This window comes from Williamsia soli (assembly GCF_017377795.1).
GTDB classification, from domain to species: domain Bacteria; phylum Actinomycetota; class Actinomycetes; order Mycobacteriales; family Mycobacteriaceae; genus Williamsia; species Williamsia soli.
This window is the reverse complement of sequence record NZ_JAFRDR010000005.1, coordinates 385626-410626: the sequence shown is the minus strand read 5'-3', so window position 1 is coordinate 410626 and position 25001 is coordinate 385626. Positions and strand designations below refer to the sequence as shown.

Here is a 25001-nt window from a genome sequence, read left to right as displayed (position 1 = left end):
CACCATGAGCCCACCCACCACCGCGGGCGTCGGATTCGGCCGACGTCCCCTGACCGCCCTGTCCAAGGCCGAGTACCGCCAGTTCCGTCGCAACAAGACGCTCGTGATCATGGGCACGGTGTTTCCGGTCGCGTTGCCGCTGATCACGTTCTTCCTGACCCGCAACACATCCGGAACCAGCGCTGCCGAGGTCGCGACCAACGGGCTGGAGATGTTCGCGCTGATGGCATTTCTGTTCGTGCAGTACTACTCGGTCCTGTCGCTGATCACCACCCGCCGCGGCGAGGGGGTGCTCAAACGCCTACGCACAGGTGAGGCCTCGGACTGGCAGATCCAGGCCGCCCCGGCGGTACCCAGCGCGCTGCTCACCGTCATCGGCGGCGGCGTTGTCGTCGGCGTGATCTATGGTGCGGGTTCTCCGGCACCGATCAACGCGGCAGCCCTGGTGATCGCGCTGGTCGCAGGCATCATCGTCTTCTCGCTACTGGGTCTGGCCACCAGTGCCTTCACCAAGAACGCCGAGGCAGCGCAGATCACGTCGATGCCGGTCATGATCCTCGCGTTCGTCGGTCTCACCTCCATTCGCGACGTGTTACCAGACCGGATGGCAGGAATAGTCGACTGGACCCCGTTCGCCGCCTTGTCAGACCTCATCTCGCTCGGCGCCTCAGGCAAGCTCGCCACGGCCGATGAGGCCACCGCGCCGACGGACTTCGCGGGTACCTTCACGGAGATGGGCCAGCCTCTTGCGACACTGGGTCTATGGACCGTGCTGACGCTCGCCGTGATCGCGACAAGCTTCCGGTGGGACGACCGCAGGTGAACCCAGTCGTGTCGGTGACTTCCTGGTGGCGTGAGCTGTCTGCGCCGGACAAGTTCCGGTTGTACACGCTCCTCACGCTCCAGGGGGCCACTGCCGTGGTGGCGGTCGTTGCGGCGATCGCCGCCATCGACGTTCGCTGGTCGGCGGCAATGATCGCCGTGGTCGGCATCGCCGCCATCGTGGCCATCCAGGCTCAGCCTGAGCTGTCCTCCTGGTCGCCGAAAATATTGCGGCGCTGGGCATTACCGATCGGCATCGGGGCGCCGATCATCGCGTGGACGATCTGTGCGACCGTCGCGAATCGCGCAACCGACGACGCCACGCTCGATGCGGCACGGACGACCGGCACCTACGTCACACTGCTGGCGACATTGTCGGTGGTGTCGTTCACGCGCCACACATGGTGGGTCCTGGCGGCCATCAGCATCGCGACCGGCTTCGGATTCGGATCGACGGTGACCGCGGGGGTGCAACTGACCGCGGTCATCTTCGCCACCGGCGGCTTCATCGTCTTGACCACACTGCTCACACTGTGGGGACTGAAGGTGGTCGATGAGCTGGAACGCACCAAGACCGTCGAGGCCAGGCTGCAAGTGGCCGAGGAACGGCTGCGTTTCGCCCGCGACCTCCACGACGTGGTCGGGCGTAGCTTCTCGTCGATTGCGGTGAAAAGTGAACTGGCGGCGACGCTTTCCCGAGCGGGAGCAGCCGAGCGCGCGACCGCGGAGATCGACGAGGTCAAAGCGCTCGCCGTCGAATCGATGGACCAGATGCGGGAACTCGTGCGGGGCTATCGCGGCATAGACCTCGAGTCCGAGGTCGCGGGCGCCCGTTCGCTGTTGGCGGCGGCCGGCTGCGACCTCGTCGTCGAGGGCGACCCGGCGAAAGTGCCCACGGCGTTCCACGAGGTCGCCGCGTGGGTGGTTCGTGAGGGCACCACGAACATCGTCAAACACTCGGCCGCGACGTCCGCGACACTCACCCTCGGCGACGGCGGAATGTCGTTGCGCAACAACGGTGCCCCCGATGCATCGCCTGCCACCGATGAACGTTCCGGGCTCGTCGGGCTCGCCGAGCGACTCGCCGCCGTCGGTGCACGTCTCGACACCACTGTCACCGGCGACGGTTTCAAGCTCGAAATACTATGGGAGAAAGATGATTCCAGTACTCCTGGCCGATGACGAAACCCTCATCCGCTCTGCGATGGCCGCGCTGCTCGACCTCGAGGACGACCTCGAGGTCGTCACTCACGTCGATTCCGGCGAGGAGCTTCTCACCGCTTGGCGCGCCCGCATCGCCGACGACGAGGCCGTGGCGGTCGCGGTGATCGACCTTCAGATGCCGGGTCTGGACGGCATCGACACCGCCATCGAGATCCTGTCACTCACCCCGGGCGCAGGGATCCTGATCGTCACCAGCCACGGCCGACCGGGCTATCTGAAGAGGGCATTGACCGCGGGCGTCCGCGGGTTCCTTCCGAAGACGGCATCAGCGGCGACCCTGGCCGAGGTGATCCGCACCGTCCACAACGGTGGCCGCCACGTCGACCCACAGTTGGCCGCCGAGGCCATCAGTGCGGGCGACACCATCCTCACCGCCCGCGAGGCCGACGTCCTGGAGTTCGCCATCGACGGCGCCTCGGTAGACGAGATCGCGAAACGTGCGCACCTGTCCCCCGGAACAGCCCGCAATTACCTGTCCTCGGCGATGGCCAAGCTGGGCGCGTCCAACCGTTACGAGGCGGCGCTCAAAGCCCGCAATCACGGTTGGATCTAGGGCGCGGGCATCGTGCTACTGCTGTTCTTCCGGGACACAGAGTTCTTCTCGTTCCGTGGCCAACCGCTAGGTATCGTCCTGCTGATCGTCGGCGCCGTGGGTGTCGCCACGGCCTTCCGGAAAGCTGGAAGGTCGCCGGGTCGAGCCGACGGCTAGCTCACGACTCGCCGTCGTCGAGCACTCCGACCGAGACACCATAGGGCAAGAAGCGAACGCGGCGGCGCACGTCGACGTTGTCCTTGTGCGCGCGCAAGGCGTCGAGTTCGGTGGAGAAGACCTGGTCGATGCGGGCAGTCCCATCGTCATCGACGGTGTAGATGGTCCACACGCCGTCACCGGTCTCCCCGGTCGTCTCGCGCGTCGGCGCCGGTTGCCTGGTCTGCTGGGTGGCGCCCCGGAACATCGACTCGCCGAACATCGCCGCGAGCGGGTTTCCCCCGCCTCCCGATTGGCCCATCCCCTTGGCCACCTGACCCAACATGTCGCGGAAGCCCTCACTGGCCTCGCGGGCGATGCGGTCGAGATCGTCGGGGTCGAATCCGAACGGTCCGTTGTTGCTCATGGGTGTCTCCTGTCGACGGGTTGCTCTCCAGTGTGCACCTCTCGCCCCGGTGGCAGCCGCGTCCAGCGCACCGTTTACGCTCCCTCCCGGCGTGCGCGGACTATCGTGAGACCAGCGCGTCGATGATTTGTCAATCATTTCGTTCGAGGGCGACCAACCGGAAAGCCGGTGTCCGTGGGAAATCCAGGGGACGACCCCGTGCAGCCCTCTGGCCCGCTGCGCTCGGATCTCATGCAAGAGGTCCTGGTCGAACGCGTTCTGCGGTCCACGGCCTCGGTACAGCAGGTTCGCCCGCTGTACCAGCCGATCGTCGACCTGCGGACCGATTCGGTGGTCGGAGCCGAGGCACTGGCCCGGTGGCCGCACGCGCCGGGGGTCGATCCGTCCTTTGTCATCGAACGGTCCCGGGCACTCGGTCGCGTCTCCGAGGTCGACCGGGCATGCCGCAATGCCTCGCTCGACACCGTGACCGCTCTGGGCTACCTCGACGACGGGATGACGATCTTCGTCAACGTCGAACCCGACGCACTCATCGAGCGGCCGCCGGAGTCGGGGAACATTTTCGACACTTCGACCACCGGTCTCCGGGTGGTACTGGAGTTGACAGAGCGGGCACTTCTCTCCGACCCGGCGCAGTTGCTGAACGTGGTCGCCGATGCCCGACGGCGTGGACTCGGCATTGCTCTCGACGACGTCGGGCGCAACGCCGATTCCCTGACACTGCTGTCGCTGATCGCTCCGGACGTGGTCAAACTCGACAGGTCCCTCATCGCGGATTCACCCAGCCACGAGCAACTGCACATCATCATGGCTGTGGCCGCCTATGCCGAGGCGACCGGCGCGGTGATCCTCGCCGAAGGAATCGAGACCGAGATCCACCGGCAGCGCGCCGTCGACATCGGCGCGACTCTCGGGCAGGGATGGCTTCTGGGTAGGCCCGCGGAACTGCCACCGACGCGTTGGCCACCGGTGCCCGCGACGCGGCGGGTGCATCTCAGTGGAGATCCTCTGCGCATCCCGGCGAAACCATCCGACTTGCTCGATACCGCCCAGCCCCGTGTCGCGACCCGCCCCGTCCTGGTGCGCTACTCGCGCTACTTCGAGGTGCAGGCACTCGCCTCCGGGGAACCGTTGACGATTCTGGCGAGTTTTCAACGGTCGGAACACTTCTCCGGCGCAGACGAGCAGCGATACGGCGACCTGGCCGCGTCGAACTCACTTGTCGCGGTCGTCGCCGTAGACATGCCATCCGAACCATCACCCGGTGTGCGTGGCACCGCCATCCCGGACGACCATCCGCTGGCACGCGAGTGGACGGTGATCGTCTTGGGTAGGCATTTCTTCGCGGCGCTGATCGCATACGATCTGGGCGACGATGGCGAGCCGGGTCGCGAGTTCTCCTATGCGATCACCCATGATCGCTCGACGGTCGTCGCTGCCGCGCGAGCGCTGTTACAGCACATGGGCTGAACAGTCCTCGGGTTCACTCCTCGACGAGCAATGCGGCAACGGGGCAGCTGTCCACGGCAAGACGGACGGCGTTTGCTTCCGATTCGGGCGGGTGGTCGGCCAAGACCGACACCTCCCCGTCGTCGTCGACCTGGAACACCTCGGGCGCGATCGACTCGCAGATCCCGTGGCCCTCACAGACTTCCCGGTTCGCGATCGCCCTCATCGGTGCCTCCTCATGACGTCACCCGATCGGTGGTCCTGCGGCGCAGGGTGATCGGCAGGCCGTCCGCAGGCGTCGGCCCGGTGCCCCAGACCAGCGGCATCACATAGTCGTCGGGCACACTCCACTCGAATCGCTGGAGGAGCTGGTGCATGGTGGCCTTCACCGTCATGCCACCGAAGTACAGGCCGATGCACTTGTGTGCGCCACCGCCGAACGGCGCCCATGCGAACCGATGAGATTTGTCCTCGGCCCGCTCGGGGGTGAATCGCTCGGGATCGAACACGTCGGGGTCGTGCCAGAAGTCGTCGATCCGCATGGTGGCGTAGGGGTTGATCGAGACCAACGTCCCCTCAGGGATGAAGTGACCCATCACATCGGTGTCTTTCACCGTCTTTCGGAACAGCATGCCGACCGGGGCATTCAATCGCAGGGCTTCTTTGAAGGCCAGGTCGAGACTCGGCAGCGAATCGAGGTCGCCGTACTCGAGGGTCGGTTTGCCCAGCGCCAACGACTCGGCGCGGAGCCGTTCCTGCCACTCCGGATTCAACCCCAGGTAGTACGTGAGCATCGACACCGCGAGCGTGCTGGTGTCGTGCGCCGCCATCATCGCGAAGATCATGTGGTTGACGATGTCCTCGTCGGAAAAGGTGTGCCCATCGTCGCTCTCGCTGTGACACAGCACGCTGAAGAGGTCATCACCGTCGCCGGCACGACGTGCGGGCAGCTCGGAACGGAAGTACTCCTGCAGAACTCGCCGCCCTTTCAGACCCTTCGACCAGGTGCCACCGGGCATGTTGGCCCGGACGATCGCCTGCCCACCTTTGACGGCATCTTCGAAGGCATGCTCGAGCTTGGACGCCTCCGGCCCCAGTTGGGCGCCGACGAAGACCTCGGTCGCGATCGCCAGGAGCATCTCCTTGCTCCGGGTGTAGACCGGGAAGTCAGGTGCCGGCTCCCAGGCATCCATGGTCGCCACGATCCGCGACGTCATCATGTCGAGATACGCGACGAGCCGCGGCCGGGTGAAGGCCTGTTGCAGGATCCGCCGGTGGTGCAGGTGCTCGTCGAAATCCATCAGCATCACTCCGCGGCGGAAGAACGGTCCGATCATCGGTTCCCAGCCCTCTTCACTGGAGAACGCCTTGTCGCGGTTGGACCAGACCTGCTGGAGGGCTTCGGGGCCCACCAGATTCACTATCCTCATCCCGAGCGAACCGGACCAGGACACCGGCCCGAACTCGGAGTATCGGTCCCTCGCGACCCGCAGTGGGTCGGCGAGACCGGCCAGCGTGTGGCCGATCCCAGGGGCACCGAAGTCGCCCATCACCGGCTTGAGGTCAGACCCGGCGGGTGGCTCCGCCAACGCATGCGGCGAGCTCGGATACTTCTCCACGACTGCTGCCGCAGCTGCCTGCAGCTTCATCTTCGTTTCTGTCTGCATTGCGTGACCATCCCCATCGTTACGGGCCGACCAGTCGAGCGGCCACATCAGGACTCTACCCACAATGGAACAAACTCTACTTTTCATTCCAAGACGGCAGTCTACCTGTAAAATGAATCCGATCTCAGGTTTTGGCCGGACCGTGGCCGCAACCGCACCGGCACGGGAGAGCTTCGATGAAGAGACTTGTTTTCGAGACCGAGCACGAACAGCTCCGCTCCACGGCGCGAGACTTCATCGAGCGCGAGATCAAGCCCTACGCCGACGCCTGGGAACGCGACGGACAGGTTGACCGCGAGGTGTACAAGAAGGGAGGCGAGGTCGGGCTGATCGGTTTCAACATCCCCGAGGAGTACGGCGGCGGCGGGGTCGACGACTTCCGCTTCAACGCCGTCATCGTCGAGGAGCTGACCAAATTCGGTTCCGCGTCACCGTCTTTCAGCCTCCAGAACGACATCGTCGCGCCATACCTGGTGTCACTGGGCACCGATGAACAGAAACAGCGGTGGCTCCCGGGATTCGCCTCCGGCGAGATCATCGGAGCGATCGCCATGAGTGAGCCCGGGGCGGGCAGCGACCTCTCCGGGATCAAGACCTCGGCGAAGCGGGACGGCGACGACTGGGTTCTCAACGGATCCAAGACCTTCATCTCCGCCGGTATCAACTCCGACCTCGTCATCGTGGTCTGTCGCACCGACCCCGACCCGGCCGCCAAGCACAAGGCTTTCTCGTTGCTGGTGGTCGAACGGGACATGCCTGGCTTCGAGCGTGGCCGCAAGCTCGACAAGATGGGACAGAAGGCGCAGGACACCGCCGAACTGCACTTCACCGACGTACGCGTTCCCGCGACGAATCTACTGGGAACCGAGAACCGGGGTTTCTACCATCTGATGCAGAACCTTCCGTCCGAACGCCTGTCGATCGCCATCGGGGCAATTGCCGGCGCCCGGGCGATCTATGAAGAGACACTCCGGTACGCCAAGGACCGCAAGGCATTCGGTCAGCCGATCGGTTCTTTTCAGGCCAACCGTTTCACCATCGCCGAGATGTCCACCGAACTCGACATCGCCGAGCAGTTCGTGGACCGCTGCCTCGCGGGGGTGGTCGCCGGCGAGCTGACCGCGGTCGACGCAGCCAAGGCGAAGTGGTGGTGCACCGAGCTGGGTAAGAAGGTCATCGACAACTGCTTGCAGCTGCACGGCGGATACGGGTACATGAACGAATACGCTGTGGCCAGAGCCTATGTGGACGTACGTATCCAGACGATCTTCGGTGGCACCACGGAGATCATGAAAGACCTCATCGGACGCGACCTCGGATTCTGACGCCACGGCAGTAAGCCAGTGGGGACATTCCGCCCGGGCCGAAAAATAGACTACTGTCCACTTTGTGAAGTTCTATATCAGCACCGCCTTTCTCCCCACTGCCGAGATCCTCCAAATTGCTCGTGCAGCAGATGAACTCGGCTATCACGGGCTGGGAATACCTGACCATGTCGTCGATTTCGAGGAGATGTCGACGCCGTACCCATACACCGACGACGGAACGCGGCGCTGGGATCGGTTCACGGATTGGCCTGACCCGTGGGTCCTGATCGGTAGCCTCGCCCAGTGCACCCGGCGGCTCCGATTCGTGAACACGGTGTACGTCGCCGCGTTGCGCGATCCCTTCACCGCAGCGAAGGCCATCGGGACGGCGTCGGTACTCAGCGGTGGCCGGGTGGAACTCGGCCTCGGGGTGGGCTGGAGTAGAGACGAGTTCGAGCTGATGGGGGCTCGGTTCGAGGGTCGCGGCAGGCGGACCGACGAGATCGTCGAACTGATGAGGTCGCTGTGGACACCCGGATGGACCGAGTTCGACGGCGAGAGCTATACCGTGCCCCGTGTCGAGATGTCACCCACGCCGCCGCGGATCCCGATCCTGATCGGAGGACTCTCCGAACGCGCCTTACGCCGGGCCGCCCACCACGACGGCTGGATCGGCGATCTCATGACCACGGACGAAGCCATCGCCACCACCAGCCGCCTTCACGAGCTGCGTGAAGAGTACGGGCAAACGGGCACCGACTTCTCCATCATCGCGCCCCTCACCGATGCCTTCACTGCCGACCATTACCGGCACGCCGAGGCCGCAGGCGTCACCCACATCCTGACGATGCCTTGGCTCCTCTACAGCGGGAGCGACGTCTCCACGGAGCAGAAGATTCTCGACCTCAAACGATTTCGCGACGAGGTACTCGTCCAGTGGCACGGATGAGCTAGAACGGAGGCGGCGGCCCGTCGAGGTCAGATGACGGTTCCGGTGGAGGCGGCGGCGGTTCGGGCGTTTCGATGAGTCGGCGGTTGCGGTTCCGTTCTGCGCGGCGGCGGGCGTATTTGTCCGCGAGGCGGGTTCGCCGACGCGATGGCATGTCAGGTGGCGCACCCCGGGGAGGTCCGGGGTCGCGCCAGGTCATGTCCAGTAGCGCAGGGAAGAGGTCTTCTCCGGACCATGCCGGTCCGTGGAATCGAACTCCTTCGGGACTGATGAAGACGATCCGTGTACGTCCGTTCGCGTCCGTGTCCTGAAGATCAATCCAGCTGCCGAATGTCTTCAGCAGATGATGAAACTTGCACAGGCACTTGGTGTCTTCGGCGCAGGTTTGTCCCCCGGCTGCCGGGTTGTCGTGGTCGTATTCGTCGGTGTGGTCGGCTTCTGATCTCCAGGCAGGCCGCCGGCAGCCGGGGAAGGTGCAGTAGGCATCACGGATCCGGACAAACCTGTTGAGGGCAGCGGACAACCGGTAGGCGTTGCTCGGCTGGGACCTCGGGAGAGCTGTCTTCCGCTTCCGCAGCCGGCGTCGTTCGGCCCGGTTCAGACGCTCGCCTGCACCGACCGATTCCGGCTCTGGCTCTGGCTCTGGCTCTGGCTCTGGCTCTGGCTCTGAGCGTTCCGCTGCCTCTGCCCGCGAATCCGCGTCATCGGGGCGTGCGAGGCCAACTGTTCGTTCAGTGTTCGGCGACGTCTTCTCGTCGACCTCCCCTGCCGGACGTTTCGCGTCTTCTTTGGCTTTGACCAGGCGCTTGATCTCGTCGAGCATCTCCTCCGGGCTCAGTTCTTTCGCCGCAGGGGTATGCAGGTCATCGGCGGCGGAGTCGGGCACCGATGACGGTTGATCGAGGACGTCCTTCGCCAGCTCGCCACCGAGGGGAGCCAAACGTGCGTCGGGTCGGCGGGCGATCTCACGGGCGTGGTCCCCGGAGATGACTCCATGACCGTCCATCAGCGCCGCGTTGTTGGCGCGCCCTTCCACTGTCGCCTGATCCATCACGACGTGAACCACGAACTGGGCGCCGCCATTGTCACCGGTGCCGCTGTCGCTGTCGTCGGTGCGCGCGAACTCGCAGCCCTCGCAGTCTCCGCATTGGCAGAGGAAGTCGACGTCCATGGTGGCGCAGAACATCGCATCCGACAAGCGCTGCGGCGTCGTGCGAGGATCGTTCCCGCAGACCTGAGAGGCCAACTGCTGCACCCTCTTCTCCAAAAGCAGGGCGTTCTCGGCGGTCATCGACGCCACCACATCAGCCATCCCGTCGGCGGTCGCGTAGCGTTTGAAGTTCCGGCCGTCCTTGGCCCGGGCCCGTCGCTCGCGGACGCCTTCGGGGTCGTGGCGGAAGACGATTTGATCGACCATGTTGCGCATCCGGTCTGTGGACCAGGCGCCATCGCGCCACAACATCTCGGCGATCTCTGCGTCCACCGACGCCGACCACGGCATGCCGTCGACCAGTTCGGTGCGCGAGACGATATCACCGATGTGGTGGGGCGCGACCCGGCCGGCGCGGAGTGCGTCGTTCACCTGCGGCAGTCGTTCGCGCAATGCCAGGCCACGTCGAATGATACTGTCTGCCAATCCTGTTGTGACTCCTAGCGCGGCTCCGACCCGTGCTGAGCATTGCGCCCACCCGTCGAGTTGGCGCACGTCGACCTCGGCCGTGGGTTCGGCCAACTGGCGATGTATCTCGGCAGCAGTTGCGTATTCAGACCACGCGGCAAGACCTTTCACCTGGGCGAGCTGTTGCATCGACGTGGTGAGTTCGCGCGGGCGTAGCAGACTCGGGGTCGACACCCCCAGACCCCGGAACGCTGCTTCCACCCGCTCTTCGAACATGTTGTCGACTATGCCATGGGCATCCGACAATATGGCCGCATGGACCGAAAGTCATTGCAGATAAACTCGTTTCAGTCAAACGCTCCGGTTTTCAGCTGGAGCGTTTGACTGAAACGGGTGGGTTTGTGGGTTTTGCGTAAGATCAAACACCATGGCGGACACATCGACCCAGCCCGAACCGTTCCGACCGCAGGCCACCCCCGCCGCGCTCGAGGATCTCCGGGGGCGCCTGCGAGCAACGCGGTGGCCCGATGCTCCCGAGGACGCGGGATGGGCGCTCGGCACCGACGTCGACTACCTCCGGGAACTGGTCGATTATTGGATCGAGGAATTCGACTGGCCGACCCAGGAAGCTGCGCTGAACGCGCTCCCCCGTTTTCGTGTGCCGATCCGCGGACTCGGGATCCACTTCGTCCATGCGCGGGCGAAGTCCGACACAGCCGCTCTGCCGCTGATACTGAGCCACGGCTGGCCGGACTCCTTCTGGCGGTACTCGAAAGTCGTTCCACTGCTCACCGATCCGGGCGCCCACGGCGCTGACCCCGCCGATGCCTTCGATGTCGTGGTGCCCGACGTCCCAGGCTTTGGTTACTCCGATCGCCCGGGGGCTCCGATCGACTCCGTCGCTGTCGCCGGACTTTTCGCCGAACTCATGGGGGTCCTCGGCTACGAACGGTTCGGTGCCGCAGGAGGCGACATCGGCAGCCACGTGAGTCGCTATCTCGCTCTCGACAATCCAGAACGGGTTGTCGCGGTCCACCGCACCGACGCCGGGCTCCCCCTGTATCCGGGTGCACCAACGGACCTCACCCCCTCCGAACAGAACTGGGTCGACGGCGCGGTGGCGTGGGGACAATCCGAGGGCGCCTACGCCGCCATCCACCGCACCAAACCGCAGACCGCGGCCGTCGGGCTCACCGACTCCCCTGCGGGCCTGGCGGCCTGGATCGTCGAGAAGATGCGGTCCTGGAGTGACTGCGCCGGTGACGTCGAACGCGCCTTCACCAAAGACGAAATCCTCACGAACATCACGATCTACTGGCTCACCGAGACGATCGGGTCATCGATGCGGATGTACCGGGCCAACGGCGCGATCCCGTCCGAGCAACACGCTCGGCGGGTGCAGGTGCCGTCCGGCTTCTCGCTCTTCCCCGGAGACGTTGTCCTGCCGCCGCGGGACTGGCTCGATCGCACCGCGAACGTCGCGCGCGTCAGCGAACCGGCGCGGGGCGGGCATTTCGCGCCGTTCGAAGAGCCCGAGCTGTACGCACAGGAACTGAGGGAGTTCTTTCGCCCCTACCGCTGATCCGCACGTCCCGCCGTTCCGTATGTGGGACGCTGACACGATGAGCGGAAATCGTGTCTTTGTGATCGGTGTCGGGATGACCAAGTTCGAGAAGCCTGGTCGCAGGGAGGGCTGGGACTATCCGGCCATGGCCAAGGAATCGGGCACCCGAGCGCTGGAGGATGCCGGGATCACCTTCGACCAGATCGACGAGGCGCACGTCGGGTACGTCTACGGCGATTCGACCTGTGGTCAACGTGCCGTCTACGAGCTGGGCATGACGGGTATCCCGATCACGAACGTCAACAACAACTGTTCCACCGGTTCGACGGCGCTGTACCTCGCGGCCCGATCGATTCGCGGCGGACTGGCAGATTGTGTGCTGGCGTTGGGATTCGAGAAGATGCAACCGGGCTCGTTGGCCGGCGGCGCGCAAGACCGGGAACAGCCACTGATGCGCCACATCGCCGCGGAGTCGGAATTGTTCGAGTTCGCATTCCCGGCTGCACCGTGGATGTTCGGTGCTGCAGGCCTCGAACACATGCGGCGTTACGGGACCACCGCGGAGCACTTCGCCAAGATCGGAGAGAAGAACCATCGGCACTCGATCAACAACCCGTACGCCCAGTTCCAGGACGAGTACTCGCTCGACGAGATCAAGGCCGCGAAGATGATCTACGAGCCGATCGAGCTGACCAGGCTCCAGTGCTCACCGACCTCCGACGGCTCCGGCGCGGTGGTCCTCGCGAGCGAGCGTTTTGTCGACGAGCACGGTCTGGCTGCGCAGGCCGTCGAGATCGTCGGACAGGCCATGGTCACCGACCTCGAGACCACCTTCACCGACAAGAGCGCGATCACCATTGTCGGCGCCGACATGACCCGTCATGCAGCCCGAAAGGTGTATGAGCAGGCGGAGATCGAGCCGACCGATGTCGACGTCATCGAGCTGCACGACTGTTTCTCCGTGAACGAGCTGCTCACCTACGAGGCGCTGGGCCTGTGCGGTGAGGGCGACGGTGGAAAGCTGATCGACGGCGGGGAGACGACCTACGGGGGCAGCTGGGTCGTGAACCCGTCCGGTGGTCTGATCTCGAAAGGCCATCCCCTCGGAGCCACCGGCCTGGCACAGGCGAGCGAATTGACGTGGCAACTCCGCGGCACCGCCGACAAACGTCAAGTCGACGGCGCGAAAGTCGCGCTACAACACAACATCGGGCTCGGCGGTGCCGTGGTGGTGACCGCCTACCGTCCCGCCGATCGCTGAGTGGCCCGCGACCGGCTCCGACCTACCAGTGCACGCCCTTGAGGACGCGAGCGAGCAGGATCTGCTCGGACTCGCTGCGGCCCTGATCGCCGCGCGCAGCGGCGGAGTCCGGGAACACCTGATAGGCCAAATGCAGGATCCGAAACGCCAGCTTGGGCGTCACTGTATGCGCTACGGACCCGAGATTACCCAGGGCCGTGTTGATCTCGTGCGGTCGGTCGACCAGCGCCGTGATCACCTTGTCGGCGGCCTGGCCCGGACTGATGGTCGGGAATCTGTCGTAGAGCTTGGTGGGGGCGATCATCGGTGTCCGCACCAGTGGCATGTGGATCCCGGTGAAGGAGATCCCGTCGCCGACCAACTCCGACGACACCACGTTCGACCACGAGTCCAGCGCCGCCTTCGACGCCACGTAAGCACTGAACCGTGGCGGATTGGTCTGCACCCCGATGGATGAGACGTTGACGATGTGGCCACCGCCCTGTGCACGCATCGTCGGCAGTAGACCGATCACGAGCCGGATCGCGCCGAAGTAGTTGAGCTGCATGGTCCGTTCGAAATCGTGGAACCGGTCTTCCGACAGCTTCAGCGACCGGCGAATCGAGCGGCCGGCATTGTTGACGATGAAGTCGATGTGGTCGAAGTCGTCGCCGAGTTGCTTGGTCAGCGCGTCGATCGCGTCGAGGTCCGACAGGTCGCAGCCGTATGCGTAGGCGGTGCCGCCCTGACCCTCGATCAGATCCTTGGTCGCCTCGAGTTTGTCGAGTCCGCGTGCCACCAGGATCGGGATACCACCGGCTTTCGCGACCTTGACGGCCGTCACCAGGCCGATTCCGGACGAGGCACCGGTGATCACCACCGTTTTGCCCGACAGCTCCTTCACGACACTGCGATCGGATTTGATCGAGTCGTCGAGGAACTGTTCCCAGTAGGTCCACAGGTTGGCCGCATACGTGTCCAGTTCAGGCACAGAGATGCCCGAGCCCGCCAACGCCTCTTCCGTCGCATAGGAGGAGAAGGTTCCCGGGAACGACACGTGGGCAAGGACTTCGGGTGGAATCCCAAGCCGCCCGACAGTCTGCCGGAGCGCGAACTGCGCCGGGCCCGACCGCACGACGGTGCCGAGCAAGGAGCTCGGTTGCAGCGCGCGGGGCAGGAGATACGTCGGCACCAGGTCGGTCACGGACCGGTCGACGGGTACCGCGAATTTGGGTGCGCCTGCGGCTGCGGCAAATGTGTTGACCATCCCGACGGTGTTCTGCGGCTTCGGGTTCACCAGGTGGAAGGCTTCACCGTCTCGGCCCGGCAGATGTGCCAGGTGGTCCATCGCCCGCGCGACATAATCGACCGGGACCACGTTGGTGTTTCCGAGGTCGACACCCAGTAGCGGTAGGGCGCCCGGCAGCGCGTCACGCATCCGCTTGAACAACGGGAAGAAGTAGTACGGCCCGTCGATCTTGTCCATCGCACCGGTTTCCGAGTGTCCGAGGACGATCGCCGGCCGGTAGACGCGCCAGGGGACAGTGGCCTCGTCACGGACGATGCGTTCGGATTCGAACTTGGTTCGGTGGTACGCCGACAGCAGTTCCTGGCCCTCGTCGAACATCGACTCGTCGAACCGGCCGCGGAACTCACCTGCTGCGGCGACGGAGGAGACCTGATGGAAGCACCCGGCGTCGAGTGCCTCGGCGAGAGAGAGCGCCGCCCGCGTGCCCCCGACGTTCAGCATCTCGTTGGCCTCGTCGGACGCGGTCATGTCGTAGATCGCCGCGAGGTGGAAGAAGTGGTCGATGTCGCCGCGATGGTCGGCGATCCACGCCGTGTCGACTCCGAGGTTGTCGGCCTGCAGGTCTCCGACGACCGGGGTGACCCTGTCGGTATCCCACTGCCGGATGAGTCGTTCGATCTTGCGGCGCGAGCCTCTGCGCACCAGTACGAAGATCTCGCCGTCGCGATTGTTCAGCAGTTCGCCGAGCAGATTTCTGCCGATGAAACCTGTGGCCCCCGTCACAAAATATGCCATACCCGCTGACACTAGTGTGGCGCGGCCGCCACGTCATCCCTGGTCGCCGTCACCCGGCCGGACTGTTCGCGAAGTGGGCCTCGATGATCGCCCGAACCGTCTTGCGGCAGCGACCGCAATCCGCGCCGGCACCACACGCGATGGCCACCTCTTTGGAGGTCCGTGCGCCATCGGCCACCGACTGTTCGACCACGTGGCTGGTGACTCCTTGACACAGGCAGACGTACATGAGGCGGTCCCGGACTAGGTCTGCGGCTGCAGGTCCATGATCCGCTGTAGCTTTCCTACGAACAACGGCGGATACACCCCGACACCAGCCCCCGACATCCACTCGGCGGCGGCGTCGGGATGCTCCACCCACGCAACCGCACTTTCTTCGGTGTCGAGTTCTTGCAAGATCATCACTTCCTGGCGGTCGTCGAGAGCCTGGTAGATCCAGACCCTGCGAACGCCGGCGGAGATGAACCTCCGCAGACTCTTCCGCACCGCGCCGAGTAGGGCGGGCACGCTCTCCACCGGAGCGATCGCGGCGACGAGGATGCCCGAGTGATCGGACTCTGCCGAGGCCAGGTCGATCTTCTCCACCACCTCACCGGCGAACAGCGGGGGAATCTCGTCCACACCCGCCGCGTCGAACCAATCGAACACCGCCGGATTACGAACCAGCTTCTCTATCGAGCCGCGATCATGCAACCCGAGGGTCGCGAACACCCGCCGAGGATCGTCCAGGCCGCGGTAGACCACCAGATGACGCGCGCCGAGGCGAGCCAGCGAGTCGTTGTTCTCGGACAGCCGCTCGACGATTCCCTCGCCGCTGGGCAGCGAGAAGTCAGAGGCCAGGATGCGCGAATGCTCGGACAATTTTCAATCCCTGCTCGTCGGTGGCGATGGATGTCACCCGAACTGCATCGTACCGAGATAAATTGATTTCACACGTGATGTCCACAGCCCCATCAGGAACAGCCCTCCCGATGAGAGACGTCAGGTGTCGTTGACGTGAGGAGAAACCATGCAAGGCGATCCGGAAGTTCTCAAATTGCTCAATGAGCAGTTGACCAGTGAATTGACGGCGATCAACCAGTACTTCCTGCACTCCAAGATGCAGGACAGCTGGGGCTTCACCGAAGTCGCGGCGCACACCCGCGCGGAGTCTTTCGAGGAGATGAACCACGCGGAGGCGATCACCGATCGGATACTGCTCCTCGACGGACTGCCCAACTATCAGCGGTTGTTCTCGCTGAAGGTCGGGCAAACTCTCGGCGAGCAGTTCGAAAGTGATCTGCAGATCGAGATCGATGTGGTCGCCCGCCTCAAACCCGGCATCGTCATGTGTCGTGAGAAGCAGGACACCACGAGCGCCAACTTGCTCGAGAAGATCTTGGCCGACGAGGAAGAGCACGTCGACTACCTGCAAACGCAGCTCCAGCTGATGACGACCCTGGGTGAAAACCTGTACCTCGCCCAGTGCGTGAGTCGTCCGCCGTCCTGAACTGAAAAGTGTTCCCAGCACACAAAAAACCGACCGACCACTAGGTCGGGAGGTCATCGTCGGAGCTGCTGCGTGCGGCTCCGACGATGACTGATGCGCGCCCTCTGCCTGGTAGGTTCCTCATGTCGACACCCGAGTTCCACCGTGAGGAATTGATGATCAAAAAGACCGGCACCTTCTTTGCAGTTCTGTGCGCTGTACTGGCACTGACAGCCCTGGGGGTGTCCACCGCATCGGCCGCGCCCGCGAAGGTCAACCTCGGCGGTGGATCCGGAATTCTCCTACCGGACCGCAACGGAGAAGCCTCCGCGTGCACCCTCACGGCGATCGGTCGCGACCAGAACAACGCCCTCGTCGGATTGACCGCCGGGCACTGCGGCAACGCCGGCACCAAGGTCTTCGCAGAGTCTGCCCAGAATGCAGGCCCCGTCGGTGAGGTCACCTACAAGAACAGCGACCTCGACTACGCGATCATCCGATTCGACGCGAACAAGGTTAACCCGGTCCAGAAGATCGGCGGGGTCACGATCCGCAGCCTCCGTACGCAGGCACCGCAGTTCCCCGAGATCAGCTGCAAAGAAGGGCGCACCACCGCCAACACCTGCGGCATCACCTGGTTCTCCGACGGTTTCGCACACTACAGCCAGATCTGCGTCGTCGAAGGCGACTCGGGCAGTCCGGTCGTGGTCGGCGACAAGCTCATCGGGATGGTCAACGCCTACTACTTCATCGGCTGCATCGGACCGGAGACCGGCACGAACATCAAGCCGATCCTCGACGACATGAAGCGGCACGGCGTCACGGATTTCCGGGTCGTCTGACCTGCACTCCGGCCTTCCACTGACGGTCCAGTTCTTCGATTTCCGCCCACCTCCGCCACTCCTCGAGCCCGTACTCCGCGTCGGCGCCGAAGGGAGCTCGCGGCAGGTGGGCGGTTTTCTTTGCGTTCTCCTTGAACACCATGAAGACGCCGATGAATGCTGGGACCAAGATGTATAAAAATTCCATGTCCGAAACTATGCGTCCGAACATTTCTCGCCACCACTGGCCATTTTGACAGTCTTCACAAATTTTCCGCCATACTGGCTGCATGCTCCGCTCCGTCGCCGTCATCCTGCAAGAACCGGTCGCCGCCTTCGAGTACGGCGTCATCTGCGAAGTGTTCGGCGTCGACAGGACCGACGAAGGAGTACCACGCTTCGATCTCCGGGTCTGCGCCGTCAATCCGGGCACGCCGCTGAACTTCACCACCGGGGCCCAGGTGATCCCCCAGTACGGACTCGACGCGTGCGCTGACGCCGACCTCATTGCCATCCCCGCCGGCCAGGTGCGCGCCGACTTCAACGAACAGGTCCTCGACGTCCTGCGGGCCGCGGATGCGCGAGGCGCGTACATCCTGTCGGTGTGCACGGGGTCGTTCGTGGTCGCCGCGGCCGGCCTGCTCGACGGCCTATCGGCCAGCACCCACTGGCGGTACGGCAAGGAGATGTCCGAGCTGTTCCCGCATGTGCAGGTCAACACCGACGTCCTCTATGTGGAAGAGGACAACATCATCACCAGCGCAGGCACTGCCGCAGGTATCGATGCCAGCCTGCACCTGGTCCGGAAAGAACACGGACCCACCATCGCGAACAAGATCGCCCGCCGGATGGTGGTACCCCCGCAGCGCGAGGGCGGCCAACGACAATTCGTCAAAGCGCCCGTCCCCGTGTGTGACACCGACGGCTTCGGCGAGGTGCTCGGCTGGATGCTGCAGAACCTGAGCGCAGACATCGCCATCGCCGACCTGGCGACCCGAGCCCACATGTCCTCCAGAACGTTTGCCCGCCGGTTCGCGGACGAGGTGGGCACCAGTCCCCTCCGCTGGCTCACTGAGCAACGAGTACTCGCCGCCCAAAGTCTGCTCGAGACCACCGATCTCGGGATCGAAGAGGTCGCCCGCCAGGTCGGCTTCAGTTCGGCGACACTACTGCGCCACCACTTCGCGGCCATCGTCGGCATCACACCGACCGCCTTCCGCACCCGGTTCGGTACCGCGGCCAGTTGAGGCCAGATCAGTCGGCGTCAGCTCCGGCCTGGTAGGAGTCCTCGAACGAGATCCTCGGCAAGCTGGTGGCCGCGTAGATCGTCAGCGCCAGGAACACCAGGAACGTCAGGGCGAAACCGATTGCCAGCGCGGCGAAACCGTAGTGGACGGACTTCTGGACAATCGCGGAACCGTCAGCCACCCAGAGCGATCCGAACGCACCGAGAACGGCCCCCAGCAGGGCCCACGCCGCACCCCTGGCCCGGGGCCCGACCGTAGAGACGTAGAACAGGCGCTCGTAGATGGCGGTCTCGAACTCGTCGACAGCCGCACCGCGCACCGGATCGTCAGCCGCAACCGCCCGCAACTTTCCTGCCAGATCGATGTCGCGGTCGAGCCGGACCGTCTCCTGCTGGCGGTACCAGACGTACAATCCGACGCCGATCACCGATGCCACGACGAAGATCCCTACACCGGTCGCACCCCACGCAACGTCATCCACCTGACACACGTTACAGAATTGGTCGAGCTCCGCTCCGCTTCGTCTCCCCAGAATTGGTCGAGCTCCGCTCCGCTTCGTCTCCCCAGAATTGGTCGAGCTCCGCTCCGCTTCGTCTCCCCAGAAATGGTCGAGCTCCGCTCCGACCTGCGTCTCGCACGGTCATTTGAACTGTCTATTGCGCTGTTCACCGGGGGCCGGGGTGCCTACGATAACTCCGGTATCGCAGATGCAGGGATGACCTCTGGAGGGAAATCGGTGAGATGGCCGAGTTACTAGGATTGACCAAGCGCATCGTGGAGGCGCGGCTCAACAACTCCTCGATCAAGGCGGTCAGCGGTTCGATGGTCTCCTACCAGGGGCAGGTCGAGTTCAAGTCGGCCGGATTCGGTGGCGGATCAGGCCTGGTGGCCGGCCTGAAACAGAAGGCCACCGGCGAGTCACTGAAACTGATGGAGTGCACCGGAAACGGGATCGTGCACCTGGCCATCCAGGCGCAGTACACCACCGTGTTGCAGCTGAACAACGAGACTATCCAGGTCGAATCGCGGCAGCTGCTCGCGATGGCAGGCAATCTACAGACAAATGTCCAGTTTGCCGGACTGGGCGGGATGTCCAGCGGGCAAGGCCTTTTCACCACCACCGTGACCGGAACCGGACAGGTCGCCCTCCTGTCGGCCGGTGGACCGCTGATCCACCTCGAGGTCAATCCCAATCTGCCCCTCGTCGTGGATCCGGACGCGTTCGTTTCCGCCAAAGGCCAACTGCAGCAATCATTCGTGACCGACGTCAGCTGGCGTTCGATGATCGGCCAGGACGGTGGCGAGGCATTCTCCCTGCGCTGGCAGGGCCAGGGCGTCGTGTCGATCCAACCCGCGGAACGGTGAGTGGCATGGTATTCCAGAAGATCAACTCGAAGGTCGTGAAGGTCAACGTCGGACATGCCGGTGGTGTGGTGGCACGCAAGGGCGCGATGCTCTTCTACACCGGACAGGTCCATTTCTCACCCCATCAGATCCCGGGCGCCGGGGGCGGCGGTATGCCGGGGATGGGCGGCATGGGCGCGATTGCCGGCATGGCCGGGCGCATGATGCGCGGCGAGCACGAGGCCACCATGATGGCGCAGGGCAACGGCGAGGTCCATTACGGATTCGCCGGTCTCGCAGTACATGTCATCGACATGCCCCAGGGTGGCACGGTCACCGCCGACGCCTCACGCACACTCGGGTACACCGCAGGGTTGCAAGCATCGATCGTCTCAATGACGTCCCAGGGCGGTGGAGGCGGCGGAGGGCGCGGTGGCGGTCTGATGGGAGCCTTGCGGGGCGCGGCCACCGGCGCCTTGACCGGTGACGGCATGTTCACCACCCAACTGCAGGGCACGGGTTCGGTGGTGCTCCTCGCGCACGGAGAAGTACTCGAGATCCAGGTCGGTGGCCAATACCCGGTGATCGTCGATCCGCAGGCATTCGTCGGCACGTTCGGCAATGTGCAAACCCAGTTGAAGTCGACGGCAGGCTGGCGTGACGCAGTCGGCCGCGGCGCCGGCGAGGCGATGCAGCTGCAATGCCAAGGCCAGGGAACCGTATTCGTGCAAGCCTCCGAAGAGAAGCTGTAGGGAAAAGCCATGAGCGACATCTTGAATCCGTCCATGTTGCAGGGCGACGACAACATCCCCGGCAACACCTACGCCTACTACATGCAGCTGACCAAGCCCTGGATCATGTCGAAGGGCGCGATGATCGCGTACTACGGGCAGATGCAGTTCCAGGCGCTGATCCAGGGTATGCAGACAGCAATGATGCAGCAGCTGGCCGGCACGATCAGCGCCCCGTTGTACATGGGCGACTACATCATCGCCCAGGGTCAGGGCACTCTGATCATCGGCGACCGTGGCTACGACATCAACTCTTACGACCTCGAGGACGGCAACCTGACGGTGCGGGCCGCCAATCTCCTCGCCTTCGAACCAGGGCTGCAGCTCAATCAGTCGATCGTGCCCGGCTACCTGACGCTCATCGGCACCGGCAAGTTCCTCGCCTCGTCCAACGGACCGGTCATGTTCGCCGAACCCCCGCTGCGCGTCGATCCCGAAGCCCTTGTCGGATGGGCAGATTGCCCCTCACCCAGCCACCACTTCGACCAGAGCTGGATCACCGGCTTCATGGCGGCCGGCGCCGCGATGATGGGGGCCGCGAGTGGTGAGGAACAACAATTCGACTTCACCGGCTCGGGCACGGTCTTGATTCAATCGAGCGAGAAGGTCATCAACGACCACAACCTGGTGCGCACGTTGGAGAGTCAGATCCCAGGGTTGTCGACGATGGGCCTGCAGCGTCTCAACCAACGGATTCAGCAACAGCTCGGTCAGCAACAGGCGTACTGACGCAGTCGTCGCTCACACGGCGTAGACGAGCGCCAGGCCTGCGGCGCAGGCGGCCACAGAGATCACCAGGGATCCGGCGGCATAACCCACGGCCATGCCTCGGCGACCCTGCTGGATCAGACGTACCGTCTCGACGCTGGCCGTGCTGAAAGTGGTGTAACCGCCGCAGAATCCGGTCCCGATGATGGCCTGTAACTCTGATGCGCCTGCGTGGAAGATGACGATCCCCGCGATGAGGCCGATGAGCAGGGATCCGGTGACATTGATGAGCGCGGTGCCCCACGGGAACGGCGAGGGCAGGCGCCGCTTGCACTCGGAATCGATGACGAACCGCACGACTGCACCGAACGCGCCCGCCAGCGCCACCCAGACGATCACCGCTGTACCGTCGCTCGCGAATGGACCGCGGCGGCCACCGCGATGCCCGCCCAGGCCAGCAGCGCGCCTGCGACCACTGTTGCGATGGTGTAGCCCGCCGCAGTCGCCGCATCTCCTTCACGCAGGATCAACGACGTCTCCAGCGCAAACGCACTGTAGGTCGTGAACGTGCCGCAGAACCCGGTCCCGAACAGCAAGCGGGCTCGCCGGCGCCATCCGGTGTCGTCTCCGAGTCGGGCCAGTCCCTCCAGACCGACTCCCAGGATGAATGCCCCGATCAGGTTGATCACGAAAGTCGCCCACGGCCACTCGGGAGCGTGAAAGGGGTAGGCCTTCTCCAGCAGGTACCGAGCGCCGGTACCGATGACGCCTCCGGCGAAGATCCACGCCAGTGCACCCGGGCGCAGATGCAGGGGCCGCGTGGACCCGATGTCGGGGTCCAAGGGCAACTCGGGGTGTGAGTCCTGCGGATTTACCACGACAAGAATGTACGTCGACGAGCCTCACCGTGCATGCGACTCCGCAAACCACACGCGGATACACGAGAGCCCCCGGCGGCCTTTGGGCTGGGCCGCCGGGGGCTCTCGACAACAGGCGTCACGGGGGGATGACGCCTGTCGGTCTTTCGAGGTCAGGTCATGCGACCTGTGCCTGCCACATCCAGTGCAGCTGCTCCAGACGCGCCGCGATCGAGATCAACAGATCCTGTGTGACAGGGTCGGCCTTCTCCGTCGCCTCGATGCGCTGGCGCAGTCCGTCGACCACGGTCTTGATGTTGGCGACAATAGCCGTCACCACGTCGACGTCTTTTGTCCAGCCTGCACCGAAACCCTTGGTGCCTGCGGTCTTTGCGACAGTTTCGGAGCGGCCGTCGGGGCTCACACCGATCGCGGTGGCCCGCTCGGCTGCGGCGTCGGTGAAGTCACGCGCCGCGGTGACGAGCTCGTCGAGCTCGAGGTGGACCGACCGGAACTGCTGGCCGACCACGTTCCAATGCGCCTGTTTGGCGATGAGAGACAGGTCGATCAAGTCGACAACGGTGTCCTGCAATGCCTTTCCGGCGACACCCTGCTGGTCCTTGTTCAATGTGCTGGTGATGGGGTTTGTCATGAGAAATCCTCTCCTTGCTGTGCTGCTGGTGTTTTCAACGCTGCGACGGCACGATTCATGCCCCGGCGCGTACACCTTCTTCGACCTTCTTGCCCAGTTCCGGGTCGACATTGCTCCAGTACTGGAAGACCCGGGAAAGGACCGGCTCGGTGACGCCACCCAGCACGTGTCCGACTATGTTGCCCACCAGCCGTTCTCGCGCATCATCGTCGAGTACCTCGCGATACAGGGTGCCGGCCTGAGTGAAATCGCCGTCTTCAGGATGATAGATGTAACCGGCGCGCACCGCCTGCCCGTCGAACTCCCACAGACCTTCGTCGCCCGCTGCGGTCGGGTCCGCATGCGGTCCGCCGAAGGAGTTCGGCGCATACACCGGCACGTCAGGTGCGCTGAAGTTGTACGCCATCGCACCTTCCTTGGAATAGGTGTTGACGACCGCCGCTTTGGCCGAGTTCACCGGCAGGTGCGAGTAGTTGGCGCCGATCCGGTAGCGATGCGCATCCGCGTAACTGAAGACACGACCGAGCAGCATCTTGTCCGGGGAGAACCCGATGCCGGGTACCACGTTCGATGGCTCGAAGGCGGCGAGCTCGATGTCGGAGAAGAAGTTCGCCGGATTGCGGTTCAGCGTCCACTTGCCGACCTCGATCAGCGGATAGTCCTGCTGCGACCAGACCTTGGTCAGATCAAAGGGATTGAACCGGTACCCTTCTGCCTCGTCGACGGGCATGACCTGGATCTTCAGGGTCCAGGTGGGGAACTCACCCCGCTCGATTGCCTCGTAGAGATCTTGCCGGTGGTAGTCCGGATCGGTGCCTGCCAGTTCGTCGGCCTTGGCCTGGGTGAGGAACTCGATGCCCTGGTCTGTCTTGAAGTGGTACTTCACCCAGAATCGTTCTCCCGATTCGTTCACCCACTGGTACGTGTGCGAGCCGAACCCGTCCATGTGTCGCCAGCTCCTGGGGATACCGCGATCCCCCATCAGCCAGGTCACCTGATGCGCCGTCTCCGGACGCAGGGTCCAGAAGTCCCACTGCATGTTGTGGTCACGCAAACCTGGACCGGGAAGCCGCTTTTGGCTCCGAATGAAGTCGGGAAACTTGATCGGGTCCTTGATGAAGAAGATCGGTGTGTTGTTCCCGACGAGGTCGTAGTTGCCGTCCTCGGTGTAGAACTTCATCGAGAAGCCGCGGGGATCGCGCCAGGTGTCGGGGCTGCCCTGCTCGCCGGCGACCGTCGAGAACCGCACCAGCGACTCCGTGGTCTTTCCTGGCTGGAGGAATTTGGCCTTCGTGTACTTCGACACGTCGCCGGTGATCGTCAGTTCGCCGTACGCGCCACCGCCTTTGGCGTGGACGACTCGCTCCGGCACCCGCTCGCGGTTGAATTGCGCGAGCTTCTCGATCAGGTAGTGATCGTGCAGCAGAATCGGACCCTGGGTACCGGCGGTCAGCGACTCGTTGTCGCTCACAACGGGGATCCCGGAGTTGGTGGTGGTTTTCGGGGTCATTGCTTGCCTCCTGTTTCGAGTGCGACGAAGGGTGTTCGTCGGACGAGAAGATACTTCGACCGGAAAAGCGTGAAAACTGTTGTCAGTGCGGGGCAGCCGCGTGGCAGACCGAGCACAGTCCCCAGTAGGTCACTTCCGCCTCGTCGATGATGAAACCGTGGTCGGTGTCGGGCGCGAGGCAGGGAGCCGCCCCCTTCGCGCAGTCGACATCCCTGATGTCGCCACAGTTGCGACACACCAGGTGGTGGTGATTGTCGCCAGTTCGGTTCTCGTACCGGACCGGCGAACCGGCGGGTTCGATCCGTCGCAGCAGGCCATGCTCTGAGCACACCCGCAGAACGTCGTAGACGGTCTGGGTGGACACGCCACCCAGCTGACCACGAACCCGGGCAGCCACGAAGTCAGCCGTCGAGTGCGGGTGGAGTTCCAGCACATCGAGCACGGCCAGCCTCGGTGCTGTCACCCGAAGTCCCACCGCGCGCAGCTGTTGCCGCACGTCGTGATGTTCAGGTTCCGAAGCCATGACACGAACATACCCTCTTTTCTGGAATCAGTCCAGAAAAGAGACCCGGGGAAATCGCGACAAAACCGACAGGCAGGTCGT

Annotated in this window: 28 protein-coding genes; 14 read left to right on the top strand and 14 right to left on the bottom strand. The window is 64.1% G+C overall.

Translation table 11 applies throughout. The features are described 5' to 3' along the window. The first annotated feature begins 4 nt into the window (after nt 1–4). Genes J3S28_RS16340 through J3S28_RS16330 form a run of 3 tightly spaced genes read left to right on the top strand, consistent with a single transcriptional unit; the run spans nt 5 to nt 2599 of the window. Entirely contained in the window at nt 5–823 is an 819-nt protein-coding gene (locus tag J3S28_RS16340) for an ABC transporter permease (RefSeq protein WP_307797193.1), read from the top strand. Further along, nucleotides 763–2004, top strand: a complete 1242-nt coding sequence (locus J3S28_RS16335) for a sensor histidine kinase (RefSeq protein WP_207841757.1) — start codon at nt 763–765, stop codon at nt 2002–2004. Before J3S28_RS16340 ends, J3S28_RS16335 begins: the two co-directional genes overlap by 61 nt. After that, entirely contained in the window at nt 1979–2599 is a 621-nt protein-coding gene (locus J3S28_RS16330) for a response regulator transcription factor (protein ID WP_207841756.1), read from the top strand. The genes J3S28_RS16335 and J3S28_RS16330 overlap by 26 nt, the downstream gene beginning before the upstream one ends. A 157-nt stretch (nt 2600–2756) precedes the next feature. Here J3S28_RS16330 and J3S28_RS16325 read toward each other — a convergent pair whose 3' ends face one another. Next, nucleotides 2757–3161 (bottom strand): Rv0313 family protein, encoded by a 405-nt coding sequence (locus J3S28_RS16325; RefSeq protein WP_207841755.1) that lies wholly within the window; start codon nt 3159–3161, stop codon nt 2757–2759. A gap of 198 nt (nt 3162–3359) precedes the next feature. Here J3S28_RS16325 and J3S28_RS16320 point away from each other — a divergent pair, with 198 nt between their 5' ends. Further along, the gene (locus J3S28_RS16320; protein ID WP_207841754.1) at nt 3360–4631 is read left to right on the top strand and encodes a sensor domain-containing phosphodiesterase; all 1272 of its coding nucleotides are present in this window, start codon (nt 3360–3362) and stop codon (nt 4629–4631) included. A 13-nt stretch (nt 4632–4644) separates the two neighbouring features. Here J3S28_RS16320 and J3S28_RS16315 read toward each other — a convergent pair whose 3' ends face one another. After that, nucleotides 4645–4836, bottom strand: a complete 192-nt coding sequence (locus tag J3S28_RS16315; RefSeq protein ID WP_207841753.1) for a ferredoxin — start codon at nt 4834–4836, stop codon at nt 4645–4647. Between the two features lie 10 nt (nt 4837–4846). Next, the gene (locus J3S28_RS16310; RefSeq protein WP_207841752.1) at nt 4847–6277 is read right to left on the bottom strand and encodes a cytochrome P450; all 1431 of its coding nucleotides are present in this window, start codon (nt 6275–6277) and stop codon (nt 4847–4849) included. A 176-nt stretch (nt 6278–6453) separates the two neighbouring features. Here J3S28_RS16310 and J3S28_RS16305 point away from each other — a divergent pair, with 176 nt between their 5' ends. After that, entirely contained in the window at nt 6454–7602 is a 1149-nt protein-coding gene (locus J3S28_RS16305) for an acyl-CoA dehydrogenase family protein (protein WP_207841751.1), read from the top strand. Nucleotides 7603–7666: 64 nt separating this feature from the next. Further along, a complete protein-coding gene (locus J3S28_RS16300; protein ID WP_207841750.1) occupies nt 7667–8533 on the top strand; it encodes a TIGR03619 family F420-dependent LLM class oxidoreductase in 867 nt (288 codons plus the stop codon). Between the two features lies 1 nt (nt 8534). Here the strand turns inward: J3S28_RS16300 and J3S28_RS16295 are convergent, their stop codons facing one another. Further along, nucleotides 8535–10427 carry an HNH endonuclease signature motif containing protein gene (locus tag J3S28_RS16295; RefSeq protein ID WP_207841749.1) on the bottom strand — a complete coding sequence of 631 codons (1893 nt, stop codon included), beginning with the start codon at nt 10425–10427 and terminating at the stop codon, nt 8535–8537. A 151-nt stretch (nt 10428–10578) separates the two neighbouring features. On the opposite strand from J3S28_RS16295, the gene J3S28_RS16290 reads away from it, so the two are divergent. Beyond that, entirely contained in the window at nt 10579–11733 is a 1155-nt protein-coding gene (locus tag J3S28_RS16290; RefSeq protein WP_207841748.1) for an epoxide hydrolase family protein, read from the top strand. 40 nt (nt 11734–11773) lie between these two features. Then, on the top strand, nt 11774–12976 hold the full coding sequence (locus tag J3S28_RS16285; protein ID WP_207841747.1) for a lipid-transfer protein: 1203 nt from the start codon (nt 11774–11776) through the stop codon (nt 12974–12976). A gap of 22 nt (nt 12977–12998) precedes the next feature. On the opposite strand, the gene J3S28_RS16280 is transcribed toward J3S28_RS16285, so the two are convergent. Genes J3S28_RS16280 through J3S28_RS16270 form a run of 3 tightly spaced genes read right to left on the bottom strand, consistent with a single transcriptional unit; the run spans nt 12999 to nt 15860 of the window. Continuing rightward, on the bottom strand, nt 12999–14999 hold the full coding sequence (locus J3S28_RS16280; protein ID WP_207841746.1) for an SDR family oxidoreductase: 2001 nt from the start codon (nt 14997–14999) through the stop codon (nt 12999–13001). A 49-nt stretch (nt 15000–15048) separates the two neighbouring features. Continuing rightward, nucleotides 15049–15228, bottom strand: a complete 180-nt coding sequence (locus tag J3S28_RS16275) for a (2Fe-2S)-binding protein (protein WP_084891053.1) — start codon at nt 15226–15228, stop codon at nt 15049–15051. Between the two features lie 14 nt (nt 15229–15242). Further along, on the bottom strand, nt 15243–15860 hold the full coding sequence (locus J3S28_RS16270) for a fatty-acid--CoA ligase (RefSeq protein ID WP_207841745.1): 618 nt from the start codon (nt 15858–15860) through the stop codon (nt 15243–15245). A 148-nt stretch (nt 15861–16008) separates the two neighbouring features. Between J3S28_RS16270 and bfr the strand changes: the two genes are divergently transcribed. Next, nucleotides 16009–16488 carry a bacterioferritin gene (gene bfr / locus J3S28_RS16265; protein WP_207841744.1) on the top strand — a complete coding sequence of 160 codons (480 nt, stop codon included), beginning with the start codon at nt 16009–16011 and terminating at the stop codon, nt 16486–16488. A gap of 155 nt (nt 16489–16643) precedes the next feature. Beyond that, nucleotides 16644–17309, top strand: coding sequence for a chymotrypsin family serine protease (locus tag J3S28_RS16260; RefSeq protein WP_207841836.1), 666 nt, complete (start codon nt 16644–16646; stop codon nt 17307–17309). Here J3S28_RS16260 and J3S28_RS16255 read toward each other — a convergent pair. Beyond that, entirely contained in the window at nt 17287–17496 is a 210-nt protein-coding gene (locus J3S28_RS16255; RefSeq protein ID WP_207841743.1) for a hypothetical protein, read from the bottom strand. The two genes, J3S28_RS16260 and J3S28_RS16255, sit on opposite strands and share 23 nt — an antisense overlap. Nucleotides 17497–17578: 82 nt before the next feature. Here J3S28_RS16255 and J3S28_RS16250 point away from each other — a divergent pair, with 82 nt between their 5' ends. Further along, entirely contained in the window at nt 17579–18535 is a 957-nt protein-coding gene (locus J3S28_RS16250) for a GlxA family transcriptional regulator (RefSeq protein WP_207841742.1), read from the top strand. A 7-nt stretch (nt 18536–18542) separates the two neighbouring features. Here the strand turns inward: J3S28_RS16250 and J3S28_RS16245 are convergent, their stop codons facing one another. Continuing rightward, nucleotides 18543–19016: a hypothetical protein gene (locus J3S28_RS16245; RefSeq protein WP_307797190.1), complete on the bottom strand. Its 474-nt coding sequence runs from the start codon at nt 19014–19016 to the stop codon at nt 18543–18545. A 260-nt stretch (nt 19017–19276) separates the two neighbouring features. Here J3S28_RS16245 and J3S28_RS16240 point away from each other — a divergent pair, with 260 nt between their 5' ends. From J3S28_RS16240 to J3S28_RS16230, 3 genes are read left to right on the top strand one after another with little or no spacing between them, the layout of a single operon-like run. After that, nucleotides 19277–19900 carry an AIM24 family protein gene (locus J3S28_RS16240; protein ID WP_207841741.1) on the top strand — a complete coding sequence of 208 codons (624 nt, stop codon included), beginning with the start codon at nt 19277–19279 and terminating at the stop codon, nt 19898–19900. 5 nt (nt 19901–19905) lie between these two features. Continuing rightward, nucleotides 19906–20631, top strand: a complete 726-nt coding sequence (locus J3S28_RS16235; protein ID WP_207841834.1) for an AIM24 family protein — start codon at nt 19906–19908, stop codon at nt 20629–20631. A 9-nt stretch (nt 20632–20640) separates the two neighbouring features. Then, complete coding sequence (locus J3S28_RS16230) at nt 20641–21399, top strand: AIM24 family protein (protein WP_207841740.1); 759 nt, start codon at nt 20641–20643, stop codon at nt 21397–21399. A 12-nt stretch (nt 21400–21411) separates the two neighbouring features. Here J3S28_RS16230 and crcB read toward each other — a convergent pair whose 3' ends face one another. The 5 genes from crcB to J3S28_RS16205 form a co-directional block, all read right to left on the bottom strand. Next, the gene (gene crcB, locus J3S28_RS16225; protein ID WP_207841739.1) at nt 21412–21777 is read right to left on the bottom strand and encodes a fluoride efflux transporter CrcB; all 366 of its coding nucleotides are present in this window, start codon (nt 21775–21777) and stop codon (nt 21412–21414) included. Next, complete coding sequence (locus J3S28_RS16220) at nt 21774–22256, bottom strand: fluoride efflux transporter FluC (protein WP_207841738.1); 483 nt, start codon at nt 22254–22256, stop codon at nt 21774–21776. Before J3S28_RS16220 ends, crcB begins: the two co-directional genes overlap by 4 nt. Nucleotides 22257–22413: 157 nt before the next feature. Then, entirely contained in the window at nt 22414–22887 is a 474-nt protein-coding gene (locus tag J3S28_RS16215) for a Dps family protein (protein ID WP_084891037.1), read from the bottom strand. Between the two features lie 55 nt (nt 22888–22942). After that, nucleotides 22943–24397, bottom strand: coding sequence for a catalase (locus tag J3S28_RS16210; protein WP_207841737.1), 1455 nt, complete (start codon nt 24395–24397; stop codon nt 22943–22945). Between the two features lie 82 nt (nt 24398–24479). Further along, entirely contained in the window at nt 24480–24920 is a 441-nt protein-coding gene (locus J3S28_RS16205) for a Fur family transcriptional regulator (protein WP_207841736.1), read from the bottom strand. Nucleotides 24921–25001: the final 81 nt, after the last annotated feature.